At 36.2% G+C, this 15,851-nt stretch carries 8 protein-coding genes, 2 tRNA genes and 5 rRNA genes (1 of these 15 only partly in view); 10 read left to right on the top strand and 5 right to left on the bottom strand.

The window, feature by feature from the left end; translation table 11 throughout:
* From FRY74_RS06580 to FRY74_RS06615, 8 genes are all read left to right on the top strand, one after another.
* Positions 1–24: ribosomal RNA gene (locus tag FRY74_RS06580) — 23S ribosomal RNA — on the top strand; it begins 2,849 nt to the left of the window's first position.
* A gap of 58 nt (positions 25–82) precedes the next feature.
* Positions 83–194: ribosomal RNA gene (rrf, locus tag FRY74_RS06585) — 5S ribosomal RNA — on the top strand.
* Between the two features lie 514 nt (positions 195–708).
* Positions 709–2,234, top strand: a 16S ribosomal RNA gene (locus FRY74_RS06590).
* Positions 2,235–2,356: 122 nt separating this feature from the next.
* Positions 2,357–2,430, top strand: a tRNA-Ile gene (locus FRY74_RS06595).
* 11 nt (positions 2,431–2,441) lie between these two features.
* A tRNA-Ala gene (locus FRY74_RS06600) sits at positions 2,442–2,515 on the top strand.
* Positions 2,516–2,587: 72 nt separating this feature from the next.
* Positions 2,588–5,460: ribosomal RNA gene (locus FRY74_RS06605) — 23S ribosomal RNA — on the top strand.
* 58 nt (positions 5,461–5,518) lie between these two features.
* A 5S ribosomal RNA gene (gene rrf / locus FRY74_RS06610) occupies positions 5,519–5,630 on the top strand.
* Together the 16S, 23S and 5S rRNA genes with 2 tRNA genes alongside form the textbook arrangement of a ribosomal RNA operon.
* A gap of 56 nt (positions 5,631–5,686) precedes the next feature.
* Complete coding sequence (locus FRY74_RS06615) at positions 5,687–7,468, top strand: putative porin (RefSeq protein ID WP_147099832.1); 1,782 nt, start codon at positions 5,687–5,689, stop codon at positions 7,466–7,468.
* Here the strand turns inward: FRY74_RS06615 and FRY74_RS06620 are convergent.
* Both FRY74_RS06620 and dnaB read right to left on the bottom strand, forming a co-directional pair.
* Complete coding sequence (locus FRY74_RS06620; RefSeq protein WP_147099834.1) at positions 7,465–8,733, bottom strand: asparagine synthetase B; 1,269 nt, start codon at positions 8,731–8,733, stop codon at positions 7,465–7,467. The two genes, FRY74_RS06615 and FRY74_RS06620, sit on opposite strands and share 4 nt — an antisense overlap.
* A gap of 17 nt (positions 8,734–8,750) precedes the next feature.
* The gene (dnaB, locus tag FRY74_RS06625; RefSeq protein WP_189765259.1) at positions 8,751–10,307 is read right to left on the bottom strand and encodes a replicative DNA helicase; all 1,557 of its coding nucleotides are present in this window, start codon (positions 10,305–10,307) and stop codon (positions 8,751–8,753) included.
* 184 nt (positions 10,308–10,491) lie between these two features.
* Here dnaB and FRY74_RS06630 point away from each other — a divergent pair, with 184 nt between their 5' ends.
* Positions 10,492–11,784 carry an Ig-like domain-containing protein gene (locus FRY74_RS06630; RefSeq protein WP_147099837.1) on the top strand — a complete coding sequence of 431 codons (1,293 nt, stop codon included), beginning with the start codon at positions 10,492–10,494 and terminating at the stop codon, positions 11,782–11,784.
* Positions 11,785–11,789: 5 nt separating this feature from the next.
* On the opposite strand, the gene FRY74_RS06635 is transcribed toward FRY74_RS06630, so the two are convergent.
* A complete protein-coding gene (locus FRY74_RS06635) occupies positions 11,790–12,746 on the bottom strand; it encodes an acetyl-CoA carboxylase carboxyltransferase subunit alpha (RefSeq protein ID WP_147099838.1) in 957 nt (318 codons plus the stop codon).
* A gap of 111 nt (positions 12,747–12,857) precedes the next feature.
* On the opposite strand from FRY74_RS06635, the gene ispE reads away from it, so the two are divergent.
* A complete protein-coding gene (ispE, locus tag FRY74_RS06640; protein ID WP_147099840.1) occupies positions 12,858–13,622 on the top strand; it encodes a 4-(cytidine 5'-diphospho)-2-C-methyl-D-erythritol kinase in 765 nt (254 codons plus the stop codon).
* A gap of 2 nt (positions 13,623–13,624) precedes the next feature.
* Here the strand turns inward: ispE and FRY74_RS06645 are convergent, their stop codons facing one another.
* Positions 13,625–14,701, bottom strand: a complete 1,077-nt coding sequence (locus tag FRY74_RS06645; RefSeq protein ID WP_147099842.1) for an LptF/LptG family permease — start codon at positions 14,699–14,701, stop codon at positions 13,625–13,627.
* Between the two features lies 1 nt (position 14,702).
* On the bottom strand, positions 14,703–15,833 hold the full coding sequence (tgt, locus tag FRY74_RS06650; protein ID WP_147099843.1) for a tRNA guanosine(34) transglycosylase Tgt: 1,131 nt from the start codon (positions 15,831–15,833) through the stop codon (positions 14,703–14,705).
* Between the last annotated feature and the right edge of the window lie 18 nt (positions 15,834–15,851).

The following is a 15,851-nucleotide window of genomic DNA, read 5'->3' on the forward strand; positions in this document are numbered from 1 at the left end:
CTAATTACCCGTGAGCTTTCTAACACTCTAATAAATTTTACTTATAATTTCTTTCAATTTTTGTCATCTCATATTTATGATTTATGGTGATTATAGCGGCGGGGATCACCTCTTCCCATTCCGAACAGAGCAGTTAAGCCCGCTAGCGCAGATGGTACTAAGGTAACACTTGGGAGAGTATGTCGTCGCCAATTTTTAATTAAGCCCCTTTCAACTAGATTGGGGCTTTTTTGCATTACAAGTCTACAGGTTTTATTCAATAAAATTTTGGTAGTATATAAAAGGTGATTAGTTTTGCCGACCCTTTCAGAACAGTGGTTTTGGGTTGTATAAAGGGAATGAAATGATGAAGCGTTAGTAGGATTAAAAAACTTTTAAAATTTATGTAAATAAGTTTGGAGGTTGAATAAATAGTTCTACTTTTGCATCCGCTTTTGAGACAATGGTTTTGGTGTTAGAAATAAAGTTTAAAAATAATTTAGATTTTATTTGGAGAGATTAAAAATAATTGTACATTTGCACCCCTCTAAAGAGAAAATGTTCTCGATAAGAGTTTAAAAAGATAGATTAAAATATAGTTCTCTATATTATATATAGTGTTCTTTGAAAAAATTGAAGTAAGATAAATTAAAAAAAAAGGTAAGTATCCTTGAGTAGAATAATTTCTATCCAATGTGAAGCAATTTTTAACAACATTAAAAATTAATTACAACGGAGAGTTTGATCCTGGCTCAGGATGAACGCTAGCGGCAGGCCTAACACATGCAAGTCGAACGGTAACAGAGAAGAGCTTGCTCTTTTGCTGACGAGTGGCGCACGGGTGCGTAACGCGTATGCAACTTACCCCTAACTGGAGGATAGCCTTTCGAAAGGAAGAATAATACTCCATAATATTTCTCTATGGCATCATAGAGTTCTTAAAGCTTTGGCGGTTAGGGATAGGCATGCGTTCTATTAGTTAGTTGGTGAGGTAACGGCTCACCAAGACCTCGATAGATAGGGGGCCTGAGAGGGTTATCCCCCACACTGGTACTGAGACACGGACCAGACTCCTACGGGAGGCAGCAGTGAGGAATATTGGTCAATGGACGAAAGTCTGAACCAGCCATGCCGCGTGCAGGATGACGGCCCTATGGGTTGTAAACTGCTTTTATATAGGAAGAAACCCCTCTACGTGTAGAGGGCTGACGGTACTATACGAATAAGGACCGGCTAACTCCGTGCCAGCAGCCGCGGTAATACGGAGGGTCCAAGCGTTATCCGGATTCATTGGGTTTAAAGGGTCCGCAGGCGGGAAGATAAGTCAGTGGTGAAAGCCTACAGCTCAACTGTAGAACTGCCATTGATACTGTTTTTCTTGAATATAGATGAAGTGGGCGGAATGTGTCATGTAGCGGTGAAATGCATAGATATGACACAGAACACCGATTGCGAAGGCAGCTCACTAAACTATTATTGACGCTCATGGACGAAAGCGTGGGGAGCGAACAGGATTAGATACCCTGGTAGTCCACGCCGTAAACGATGATTACTCGGTGCTAGCGATATACTGTTAGTGCCTAAGCGAAAGTGATAAGTAATCCACCTGGGGAGTACGGTCGCAAGATTGAAACTCAAAGGAATTGACGGGGGCCCGCACAAGCGGTGGAGCATGTGGTTTAATTCGATGATACGCGAGGAACCTTACCTGGGCTTAAATGTATTTTGACAGATCTGGAAACAGATTTTTCTTCGGACAATTTACAAGGTGCTGCATGGTTGTCGTCAGCTCGTGCTGTGAGGTGTCGGGTTAAGTCCCATAACGAGCGCAACCCCTATCTTTAGTTGCCAGCGAGTAATGTCGGGGACTCTAAAGAAACTGCCGGTGCAAACCGTGAGGAAGGTGGGGATGACGTCAAATCATCACGGCCCTTACGTCCAGGGCTACACACGTGCTACAATGGTGCATACAAAGGGCAGCTATCTGGTGACAGAATGCTAATCTCTAAAGTGCATCTCAGTTCGGATCGAAGTCTGCAACTCGACTTCGTGAAGCTGGAATCGCTAGTAATCGCGTATCAGCCATGACGCGGTGAATACGTTCCCGGGCCTTGTACACACCGCCCGTCAAGCCATGGAAGCTGGGGGTGCCTGAAGTCGGTAACCGCAAGGAGCTGCCTAGGGTAAAACTAGTAACTGGGGCTAAGTCGTAACAAGGTAGCCGTACCGGAAGGTGCGGCTGGAACACCTCCTTTTTAGAGAAGGTTGTTTCAATCTCAATTTATTGAGATGGTACTTATCTTTTTTTTATCTTCTTCATTTTTTTACCCAAAACAAGCTCAGTTAGGGCTTTTAGCCTACAAGCTTAGATTTTTATAGTCCTATAGCTCAGTTGGTTAGAGCGCTACACTGATAATGTAGAGGTCCGCAGTTCAAATCTGCGTGGGACTACAACTTGTATTGGGGGATTAGCTCAGCTGGCTAGAGCGCCTGCCTTGCACGCAGGAGGTCATCGGTTCGACTCCGATATTCTCCACATTCCTAAATTGTTAGGAAATGTTCTTTGACATCTTGAAAGAAATTATAATTAAAATTTATTAAATTAGTTAAGAAAGTAACTAAGAGCGTACGGCGGATGCCTTGGCTCTCAGAGGCGATGAAGGACGTGATAAGCTGCGATAAGCTACGATTAGGTGCAAATAACCTTTAAGTCGTAGATTTCCGAATGGGGCAACCCAGCTGGTTGAAGACCAGTTATCCCGCAAGGGAAGCTAACCCGGAGAACTGAAACATCTAAGTACCCGGAGGAATAGAAAACAATAGTGATTCCCCTAGTAGCGGCGAGCGAACGGGGATTAGCCCAAACCATTAATGTTTCGGCATTAGTGGGGTTGTAGGACTGCAACGTGGACTTTAAAATGATAGTAGAATCTTCTGGAAAGTTGAACGATACAGGGTGATAGTCCCGTAAACGAAATCATTTTAATACCTAGCAGTATCCTGAGTAGCACGGAGCACGTGAAATTCTGTGTGAATCTGCCAGAACCATCTGGTAAGGCTAAATACTCCTGAGAGACCGATAGTGAACTAGTACCGTGAGGGAAAGGTGAAAAGTACCCTGAACAAGGGAGTGAAATAGATCCTGAAACCGTACGCTTACAAGCGGAGGGAGCGCAAGTGACCTCGTGCCTTTTGCATAATGATCCTACGAGTTACTCCTCACTAGCAAGGTTAAGGACTTCAGGTCCGCAGCCGAAGCGAAAGCAAGTCTGAATAGGGCGTTTAGTTAGTGGGGGTAGACGCGAAACTTGGTGATCTACCCATGAGCAGGTTGAAGTTGCAGTAACATGCAATGGAGGACCGAACCAATATACGTTGAAAAGTGTTTGGATGACTTGTGGGTAGGGGTGAAAGGCCAATCAAACTGAGAGATAGCTCGTACTCCCCGAAATGCATTTAGGTGCAGCGTTGTAATTTATAGTCATAGAGGTAGAGCTACTGATTGGGCTAGGGGGCTTCACCGCCTACCAACCCCTAATAAACTCCGAATGCTATGACTTTTATACAGCAGTGAGGGCATGGGTGCTAAGGTCCATGTCCGAGAGGGAAAGAACCCAGACCATCAGCTAAGGTCCCTAAATATATGCTAAGTTGACCTAACGTGGTCCGATTGCTTTGACAGCTAGGATGTTGGCTTGGAAGCAGCCATTCATTTAAAGAGTGCGTAACAGCTCACTAGTCGAGCGATTGGGCGTGGATAATAATCGGGCATAAGCATATTACCGAAGCTATGGACTTGCAGTTTACTGCAATTGGTAGGGGAGCATTCTAGTTGCACTGAAGGTGTATCGTAAGGTATGCTGGAGCGGCTAGAAAAGAAAATGTAGGAATAAGTAACGATAAAGCAGGCGAGAAACCTGCTCGCCGATAGACTAAGGTTTCCTGATCAACGCTAATCGGATCAGGGTTAGTCGGGACCTAACGCGAACCCGAAAGGGGTAGTGGATGGATAACTGGTTAATATTCCAGTACTAGCATATATTGCGATGGGGTGACGGAGTAGTGAAAGGACTGCGAACTGACGGAATAGTTCGTTAAAGAGTGTAGGTATTGGGACTGTAGGAAAATCCGCAGACCTAGCTGAACTTGATAGTACCAAGAGCTTTCGAGCAATTGGATAATGTCCCTAATCAGACTTCCTAGAAAAACCTCTAAGCTTCAGATATATGCTACTCGTACCATAAACCGACACAGGTGGTCAAGATGAGTATTCTAAGGCGCTCGAGTGATTCATGGTTAAGGAACTAGGCAAAATCGCCTCGTAACTTCGGGAGAAGAGGCGCCCTCAGCAATGAGGGCCGCAGTGAAAAGGCCCAGGCAACTGTTTATCAAAAACACATGGCTTTGCTAAATCGAAAGATGACGTATAAGGCCTGACACCTGCCCGGTGCTGGAAGGTTAAAAGGAGGTGTTATCTTCGGAGAAGCACTGAATTGAAGCCCCAGTAAACGGCGGCCGTAACTATAACGGTCCTAAGGTAGCGAAATTCCTTGTCGGGTAAGTTCCGACCTGCACGAATGGTGTAATGATCTGGGCACTGTCTCAACCATGAGCTCGGTGAAATTGTAGTCTCGGTGAAGATGCCGGGTACCCGCAACGGGACGAAAAGACCCCGTGAACCTTTACTATAGCTTCGCATTGACTTTGGGTAAATGATGTGTAGGATAGGTGGGAGACTTTGAAGCAGCATCGCCAGGTGTTGTGGAGTCATCCTTGAAATACCACCCTTTATTTGCTTGGAGTCTAACATATTCGTATGAACAGTGCGTGGTGGGTAGTTTGACTGGGGTGGTCGCCTCCAAAAGAGTAACGGAGGCTTCTAAAGGTGTCCTCAGTACGCTTGGTAACCGTACGTAGAGTGCAATAGCATAAGGACGCTTGACTGTGAGACAGACAAGTCGAGCAGGGACGAAAGTCGAGTATAGTGATCCGGTGGTTCCGTATGGAAGGGCCATCGCTCAAAGGATAAAAGGTACTCCGGGGATAACAGGCTGATGATTCCCAAGAGCTCATATCGACGGAATCGTTTGGCACCTCGATGTCGGCTCGTCACATCCTGGGGCTGGAGAAGGTCCCAAGGGTTGGGCTGTTCGCCCATTAAAGTGGCACGCGAGCTGGGTTCAGAACGTCGTGAGACAGTTCGGTCTCTATCTGTTGTGGGCGTTGGAAATTTGAGAGGATTTGACTCTAGTACGAGAGGACCGAGTTGAACGAACCTCTGGTTTATCTGTTGTGGCGCCAGCTGCATTGCAGAGTAGCTACGTTCGGATTGGATAAGCACTGAAAGCATATAAGTGCGAAGCCAGCCTCAAGATGAGATTTCCCTTAAGGGTCGTTAAAGATGATGACGTTGATAGGTTGCAGGTGTAAAGGCAGTAATGTCATAGCCGAGCAATACTAATTACCCGTGAGCTTTCTAACACTCTAATAAATTTTACTTATAATTTCTTTCAATTTTTGTCATCTCATATTTATGATTTATGGTGATTATAGCGGCGGGGATCACCTCTTCCCATTCCGAACAGAGCAGTTAAGCCCGCTAGCGCAGATGGTACTAAGGTAACACTTGGGAGAGTATGTCGTCGCCAATTTTTAATTAAGCCCCTTTCAACTAGATTGGGGCTTTTTTATTACTTTCGTTTTCCTAATGAAACAATACTTTTTTATATTATTCATATTTAATCTTTTTACTGTTAATGCACAACAGGAGACCGATTCTCTTGCTCAAACTAATAAAGAATATGAAACTGTATTGTTTAATGATAATAATTTTCTAGACATTCTTTTTTACAAACATTTTAATAATACACCTATTTCAAATCTAGGGACATACGGTTCTTCGTTTTATTTTCCTACTACATATAATCTTGATAATCAAAAAAATGTTTTTGCTCCCACTTCGGTAAAAGATAAACTATTTAAGCTTGAAGGGTTTAAACCCTTTACCAACTTAACGTGGATTAATGCAGGACGAAGAGAACAAATATTATCCTTAAACCATATACAGAAATTTGGAAAGTTAGCTTCACTGCATTTTAATTATAAAAGAGTTAGTTCCCCAGGTATTTATATTAATCAAGAAGCAAATCAAAATTTATTTACAGGAGATTTTCGTTTCAATACGGATAATAATTTATATCAATTAAGACTAGCTGCAGAAATTGATAGAATAGAAAATCAAGAAAATGGAGGTTTAGCAGATATCACTGATTTTGAAAAAGATAGTTTAGGCAGAAGAAGTTTATATACAGTAAATAATGAACAATCGTATTATACGTTGAAACAAACGAATGTTGAAGTTAGTCAACGATTAAATTTTATAAACTCAAAAATTGATTCAATACGTAGTAATAAAGTTTATGTTGGTTTAGAAAATGAGTATAATACAAAACGTAGAAGTTATTTTGATTACGATATCAGTTCTCCGATTTACGCCGAAACTTATTTAGATTCTACTTCTAAATTTTGGGTTGACTCTACCTTTGCTAAGTATTTTAGAAATACGATTAACTTGGGGTTTGATAACGGAAAATTTAGTGTTCAAGGAAGTTTTGATTATTACCAACATGAATATAATCAGTTTATGGGTATAGACTCTAATTTTAATTCTTTTTATGCTGGATTAATGATTGGTTATAAAACTAATAAGACAATAACAAATGCAAACTTTAGCTATGGATTAAATGGATATAATGCTGATGATGTGAATTCTTCTATTCATGTTAAGTATAAGCCAACAGAAATTCTTACAATTGGTTTAGAAGGAAGTTATAAATTAATTGAACCAGAGTTGTATTATAAAAACTTTATATCAAACCATTTTAAATGGATAAATGATAGTTTAGAAAAAGAGCAAACAATATATTTTGGAGCTAAAGTTAAACTTGAAAAATATAGATTAACTCTTTTTGCAAATGCCAAGTTGAGAGATAATTTTATGTATTTCGATACATTGGTAAACTTGATACAACATGATTTTGCAACTAACAATATTTCTTTGGGAGTTGAAAAAGATTACCGTATTTATAAATTTCATTTTAAAACAGCCTTAATTTATCAAATAACTTCTGATGATGTTATTATGCCTTTACCAAATATAGTAGCAAGGCAAGTAGTGTATTATGAGAATAAGCTTTTTAAAAGAAGCTTAAAAGTTAGAGTTGGTGCTAATGCTAGTTTTACTTCTGATTATTACGCTTATGAATTTATGCCAAGTATTTCTCAATTTTATGCGCAAAACAAAAATGAAATAGGAGCTTATCCTTATGTTGATTTTTTTATTAGTACGCATTTAAAAAGAGCACAAGTATTTTTTAAGTGGGAACATATTAATGCAGGTATGTCAGGATATTCTTATTTGCTAACCCCAACAACTCCTGCACACGATAGGTCGTTTAAATTTGGAGTAAGTTGGAATATGTTTGATTAAGTCTTTTGCTTCTTTTTCTTAGCTGCAGGAAATAATACATTGTTTAGGATTAAACGATAAGCTGCCGAATTTGGATGCAAGTTTAAATCGGTAGGAGGGTCACCAACCATGTGGCGGTAATCAGCAGGGTCATGACCACCATAAAAAGTCCAAGTACCTTTCCCCATTTCTCCATGTATGTATTTAGCAGCGTTTAAACTTTTGTTTTCACCCATTACAAGTGTGCTTGATTTTAAAAATTGCTTATTGTACGAGGTTGTTTGACCAAAAAAGCCTTTAATTAATGTTTCATGGTTTTGGCATAACATGGTTGGAACAGGGTCCCATTTTGCTGAAAAATCAAATAAGGTAAAATTGTCTAATTTTTCAGGTGTTTTAGCATGTGTTTCGGTAGCGTCTATATTAGAAAATTCATATTCTAAAGGATTAGTTTTTAGCGTAAAATCCTTGAAAGCAAAAGTTTTACTGTAATCTAATTTAGAATTATAATCAGGAGTCGTTCCATCGCCATCAAACATGGCTTCACAAATATCTATATTCTCAGCTGCTAAAGCAATATCAAGAGCATCTGTTCCGGAGCACATAGCAAATAAGAAACCTCCACCCATGGTAAATTCTTTTATTTTTTTTGCGACACCTAATTTTAGTTCCGAAACTTTACTAAAACCTAGTTTGCTTGCTGTTTCTTCGTTGTATCTTACTTGTTCTTTGTACCATGCTGCACTTCTATATCTTGCATAAAACTTTCCATATTGCCCCGTAAAATCTTCGTGATGCAAGTGTAACCAATCATAAAGCGGTAATTTGTCCTGAATTATTTCATCATCATAAATTACATCGTAAGGAATTTCAGCATAGGTTAAAACTAGAGTTACAGCATCATCCCAAGGTTGTTTGTTTTTTGGTGAATAAACAGCAACTTTTGGAACTTTTTCTAATTTCACGACATCCATATTTACCTCAGGATCGGCAATTTGTTGTAAAATAGCTGTTGACTTAACATCAGCAATTACTTCAAATGTTACACCTCTAATTATTAATTCTTCTTCTATGGCTTTAATGTGTTTTATCATAAAACTTCCACCTCGGTAATTTAATAACCAATTGATATCTACTTGATTTTCTAAAATCCAAAAAGCTACGCCATAAGCTTTTAAATGATTTTTTTGAACATTATCCATAGGGATAAGCAAATAGGTAGCGTTTGCTTTAAATGAAAGAAACACTAGTATTAGCAGGGTAATTAATTTGTTCTTAAAATGCATTTTTTTGTTTTAACCCCTTAAAAAGGTGCATCATTATCATCATTATCGAAATCAAAATCATCGTTATCATTCATTCGTGAAGCACGTGTGATTGTCCCTTGATTTTCAAAATCAGTGCCAACAGGCATTGTAGCAAAATTTCCGTCGTCTAAATCATTGTTGTAAAATGCACTTTTATCAAGGTCTTCAAATTTTGCTAATTCGTTAATGAATCTTAATTGTACATCACAAACCGCACCATTTCTATGCTTGGCAATAATAATATTGGCAATACCAACAGTAGAGTTTCCATCTTCATCCTCTGTTATTCCATAATAATCCGGGCGGTGAAGAAACTGAACCATATCAGCATCTTGCTCAATAGAACCAGATTCCCTTAAATCTGAAAGCATAGGTTTTTTATCTCCACCTCTAGTTTCTACGGCTCTACTTAATTGAGATAAGGCTAAAACAGGAATGTTCAATTCTTTTGCAATACTTTTTAATGATCGAGAAATTGTACTAATTTCTTGCTCACGGTTTCCACCTTTGTGGTCTCCTCCAGCAGTCATTAATTGTAAATAATCAATTATTAATAATTGTATATTATGTTGAGCTTTTAGTCTTCGTGCTTTTGCTCTAAGTTCAAATACTGATAAACCAGCTGTGTCATCAATAAAAATAGGAGCCTCTGCTAATCCAGTAATTCTACTGTGAATTTGTTGTATTTCGTCATTTCTTAAGTTTCCACTTCTTAGCTTTTCAGAAGAAATTTCTGATTCAGCAGAAATTAAACGTGTAACCAATTGAACAGAAGACATCTCTAGTGAAAAAAAGGCAACAGGCATTTTAAAATCTACAGCTGCATTTCTCATTAACGAAAGCACAAAAGATGTTTTTCCCATTGCAGGTCGAGCTGCAATAATTACTAAATCTGAAGGTTGCCAACCAGAAGTAACTCTGTCTAAAGCGGTAAATCCAGAAGCAACACCAATAACTCCTTCTTCTTGATTTTTTGCAGTTTCTATCTTTTTAATCGATTCACGAATTAAATCAGACATGCTGTCGTAACTTTTATTTAAGTTACCTTCTGCAACAGCAAATAAATTACTTTCAGCTTTATCTAACAATGTAAAAACATCGGTAGTTTCATCGTAAGCTTCTGTAATAATGTTTGATGATATTCTTATTAACTCTCGTTGTATATATTTTTGTGCAATAACACGAGCATGAAATTCAATATTAGCAGCAGAGGCTACGCGGTTTGTTAATTGAGTTATGTAATATGCTCCACCAACTATATCAAGCTCGCCTTTTTGTTTTAAATCTTGTGTTACGGTTAATATATCTATAGGCTCAGATCTAGTAAATAAATCTTGAATACAAGCAAATATTTTTTGATGAGCATCTTTATAAAAACTTTTAGCTTGTAAAATATCTATAGCCGTATTTACAGCTTCTTTTTCAAGCATTAAAGCTCCCAATACAGCTTCTTCTAAATCAACTGCCTGTGGAGGTAATTTTCCATGTGTATTAGGAATATTACTTGTTGACGAAGCTGGCTTCGTTCTTTTCCTTCCTGATGTTTTATCCATTTCGCTCATAACTCAAAGATACTTATTTACATTGTTATTGTTTAAATGAAACGAGATTTTAAAACTCATATTTTGCCAACTTATTAGCTTGCTTTATAATAAAGAAGAAAGTAGTCTTTTTAACTCGTTATAAACAGCTTTTCAACAAGTTGTTAAGTGTAGATTAAAAGGTTAATTTTATACCATGAGAAACACACTAAATTGGATTTTTGCGTTATTACTTGTTGTTTTTAATTCATGCAATAAGGATTTGAGTGATGAATCAATTCCAACAATTTACATTGCTTCTCCATCTCAAGGACAATATTTTTCAGTAGGAGATACCATTTATATTCAGGGAAATGTTAGTGACAATAATAGTTTAACTAATATAAGTATTTCGTTAAATGATGATAATAATATTTCTACTGGAAACAGTATTAATTTGAATTTAAATTCGGGAAATTATGTATTGAATGAAAAACTAATTTTAGATAATCCTCAAATGGCTTCAGGAAAGTATAGCTTAGCAATTACTGTAAATGATGGCATTAACTCTACTTCTAAGTTTGTTGAACTAAATATTAATGAATTTCCTAAAAGAAGAAATGGATTTGTTTTGTTTAGTAATAATGGAACTTCAACAAATATTGTTAAACTAGATAGTTTGAATAATGCCTCAATGCTATATAATGTAAATGGTGATTTTTTAAATGGAGTAGTAAACTCGATTAATCAAGAAGTAATTAGTTCTGGAAATTTATCGGGCAATTTAACTGCTTATAACTTAAGCACAGGTATGATTTCATGGAGTTTAAATAATAATGCAAGTGGTTTTGCTCATTTTACAGGACTGGCAGCTAATGAAAATCAGACTTTTGTAGGATATTTCAATCAAAATATACAAAGTTACTTGAAGTCAGGTATTCCTAATTTTAGTGCTCAAGCATTAACTAATTTTTATACTGAACAGCTTTCTGTTCACAATGGAAGTCTGTTAGTTACTGAGCAAAAGCACAAGACTATTGCTGAGATTCGTTTAGTAGCTTATTATTTAGCAACCGGATTAGAAAAGCAAAACACAATAATTAATGAAGATGTTATTGATATGTATTCCTTATCAAATAACGAGCTAGTTGTTTTTACTAATAATGCAATTAATGGTAAAATTCAAGTTTTTGATATTGCTCAAAATTCAATATGGCAACCATTTCTTTTAAATGCAGGACTTATTGAAGATTGTACAGAGATTAGTTTAGGGAAATATTTAATTATTCAGAATGGAGATTTGATTCTAGTTAATTATAACAATTTTACTAAAACAATTTATTTAAGTGGAATAAATGCTCAAAAAGTGAAGTACGATTATTTAACTAATCAACTTGGAGTAATAAGTGGTTCCGAATTATCGGTTTATGATTATTCCTCTAAAATAAAAATGACCTCTTATATTAATTCAGAGGCCATTTCAGATTTTGATATTTGGTATAATAAATAAGTTAATTATTCACCAACAGCGCCCATTGCGCAGAATTTTTTAATTCGAGAAGCAACTAATTTATCCTTATCAGTTTCTTTTAATTTCGCTAAATGCTTTAAGATTTCCTTTTTAACTATTTCAAAAGTTTTATCTGGATTAGTGTGAGCTCCACCGATTGGTTCTTTAATAATGCCATCAATAAGTTTATTTTCTAGCATGTCATTTGCTGTTAATTTTAATGCTTCGGCAGCTCTTTCTTTAAAATCCCAGCTTCTCCATAAAATAGAAGAACAAGATTCTGGAGATATTACTGAATACCATGTATTTTCAAGCATTAAAACTTTGTCGCCAATACCAATTCCTAACGCACCACCAGATGCTCCTTCACCAATAACAATAACAATAATAGGAACCTCTAATTGAGACATTTCTAATAAGTTTCTTGCAATTGCCTCTCCTTGCCCTCTTTCTTCAGCTTCTAATCCAGGAAAAGCACCAGGGGTATCAACCAAACAAACTACAGGTTTATTAAACTTCTCAGCCATTTTCATTAACCTTAAGGCCTTTCTGTAGCCTTCAGGATTTGGCATTCCAAAGTTTCTGTACTGACGCATCTTGGTATTGATTCCTTTTTGTTGACCAATAAACATCACTGTTTGACCGTCAATACTACCAAAACCACCAACCATGGCCTTGTCATCTTTTACCGTTCTATCGCCATGTAACTCAATAAATTCACCATCAGTAATGGCTTTAATATATGCTAAAGTGTATGGTCTTTCTGGGTGTCTAGATACTTGAACTTTTTGCCAAGGAGTAAGATTACTATAAATTTCTTTTCTAGTTTCAACTAGTTTTTTTTCAATCTCGTTGATAATTTTAGAAGTGTCAACCCCTTTATCTACTTGTAGTTTTACATTTTCAGCTAACTGATCTTCTAAAACTTTTATTGGTTCTTCAAAATCTAAATATACTGCCATCTTTTTCCAATAATTAATAATAGGCTAAATTACAAAATTAGTTTACTTTCCATTATTGTTATTTGTATTTTTGGATTAAAACAGAAGAATAATCGATAAATAAAGAGTAGAATGGTCTTGTTTCCAAATGCAAAAATTAATATTGGGTTAAATGTTACTGAGAAGCGTAATGATGGTTTTCATAACATTGAGAGTATATTTTATCCTGTTTTTGAATTATATGATGTGCTCGAAATTGTAAAATGTGAAGAGCTAAAATTTACAAGTACAGGAATTGAAATACCAGGAAGCAAAAAAGACAATTTATGTTTAAAAGCTTATCAATTATTAAAGCAAGATTTTAATATTTCCCCTGTACACATTTACTTACTAAAAGTTATTCCTATTGGAGCTGGATTGGGTGGAGGTTCTGCTGATGCAGCATTTACTCTAAAAGGATTAAATGACTTATTTGATTTAAAATTAACTGATGAACAATTAATTTCTTATGCCCAAAAATTAGGGAGTGATTGTGCTTTTTTTATAAAAAACAAACCAGTTTTTGCTTTTAATAAAGGGGATGAATTTAAGGATATAGAATTAGATTTATTAACTTTTGAAATAAAAATAGAATATCCAAACATACATATCGGCACAGCTGAAGCTTATGCAGGAATTCACCCAAAAGAACCCGTTAAAAACATTAAATCATTAATAGCAGTAGCACCTATTGAAAACTGGAAAGAAACGATTAAAAATGATTTTGAAGAGTCTATTTTTCCGAATCATCCTGAAATTAAAGAATTGAAAGAAAAAATGTATAAAAATGGTGCCGTATACGCTTCAATGACAGGAAGTGGGTCTGCTGTTTATGGTGTTTTTGAAAGAAGTGAATAACCTTACTTTGGAGCTTTTTTCAATAAGTATAAAGCCAACACACTGTATAATACATTAGGAATCCAGACGGCAATCATGGCTGGCATACCTGCATTTTTAGCAAAAGTAGCGGATACTTGCATAAATAAGATGTAAGAAAAACTTATTAATAATCCTATCCCAATATGTAACCCAATTCCGCCTCTTACTTTACGGCTCGATAATGAAACACCTATAACTGTGAGCACAAAAGTTGCGAATGGATAAGCCATTCGTTTTTGCTTTTCAATTTCACAATCTACAGCAAAACGAGAGCCTTTAAATTTTTCTTCTTCGATGAGTTTGTTTAGAGCAAAAAAGTCTTTAGTTTCAATAAAGTTATCCCTTCTTCTAAATTCTTCGGGTTTAAAATTAAGTATGGTGTCTTTTGTGTATCCTTTATTTATAGTTTCATTTAACCCGTTAATATGACGTTCTACATAATTAGAAATTTGCCACTGATTAGAAACACTATCCCACCTTACATTATCAGAAAGTAATTTGTAAGATAATTCTCCATCTTTAAAAGATTCGATTGAAAAATTAATCCCTAAGTTTAAATCCACATTATAATTAGTCATATAAATATAAGTGCTCGAATCAATTTGTAAATGGATGTTATGAGCATTGTTTCTAAATTTATTTCGATAGTAAACTTCCTCGAATGCTAAACGTTCTTTATTCGCATCTGGAATTAAAAAATTATTTAAATAAAAAGAAAGAATTGCCAGCACACCGGCAGATAATAAGAAGGGGCGAAGTAACCTTTTAAAACTAACTCCACCACTAAGTATTGCAACAATTTCAGAGTTGCTTGCCATTTTTGAAGTAAAGAAAATTACTGCAATAAAAATAAAAAGGGGGCTAAACTGATTTACCAAATAGGGTACAAAATTGAAGTAATAATCAACTATAATTGCTTTTACAGGAGCTTTACGCTCTATAAAATCTCTCATTTTTTCTGATAAATCGAATACAACGATTACAGGAATTATAAGAATTAATGAGAAGAAGAATGTCCCCAAAAACTTTTTGATGATATATAGGTCAATTTTTTTCAACTTATAGTTTTTGGCCTAATTGTTTAACCATTTTCGCTTTCCAGTCATAAAATGTTCCAGCTAAAATTTGTTCTCTAGCTTCAGTTACTAGCCACAAATAAAAAGCTAAATTGTGTATCGTAGCAATTTGAGCACCTAAAATTTCTTTCGAAATAATTAAATGACGTAAATAAGCTTTGCTGTAAAAGCTGTCAACATAACTTGTGCCATCTGGGTCTATAGGACTAAGATCATTTTCCCATTTTTTATTTTTAATGTTAATGGTACCTTGACTGGTAAATAACATCCCATTTCTAGCATTTCGGGTAGGCATTACACAATCAAACATGTCAATTCCTAAAGCAATGTTTTCTAATAAATTAATAGGTGTTCCAACTCCCATTAAGTAGCGAGGTTTGTCTTCAGGTAAAATGTTGGTAACCACTTCACACATTTCATACATTTCATCATCAGGTTCACCAACAGATAGCCCACCAATAGCATTTCCTTCTCGTTCAAAACTTGCAATTTTTTCAGCAGACTGCTTTCTTAAATCTTTGTAGGTACTACCTTGAACAATAGGAAACAACGTTTGGTCATAACCATATAGTGGCTCTGTTGAATCAAAACGCTCACAACAACGCTTTAACCAACGATGGGTCATGTGCATTGAGTTTTTAGCGTATTTGTAATCGCAAGGATAAGGAGTGCACTCATCAAAAGCCATAATTATATCAGCGCCAATAGTTCGCTGAATATCCATCACATATTCTGGAGTAAATAAATGTTTTGAGCCATCAATATGTGAAGAAAATGTTGCGCCTTCTTCTTTAATTTTTCTTCTGCCCGAAAGTGAATAAACTTGGTAGCCACCACTGTCTGTTAAAATTGGTTTGTCCCAGTTTATAAATTTATGTAGCCCTCCAGCCGATTTTAATATGTCTAACTTTGGACGTAGATACAAATGGTAAGTATTGCCTAATATTATTTGCGCCTTAATATCGTCTTTAATTTCATGTTGATGAACCCCCTTAACAGTTCCTGCTGTTCCAACAGGCATAAAAATGGGTGTTTTTATTTCTCCATGAGCAGTTGTGATTGTTCCCGCACGAGCTTTACTATTAATATCTTTTTTTTCTAATTTAAAATCCATGTTGTTTGGTTGCCAATT

Origin of the sequence: Vicingus serpentipes, from assembly GCF_007993035.1 — a bacterium.
Taxonomy (GTDB): domain Bacteria; phylum Bacteroidota; class Bacteroidia; order Flavobacteriales_E; family Vicingaceae; genus Vicingus; species Vicingus serpentipes.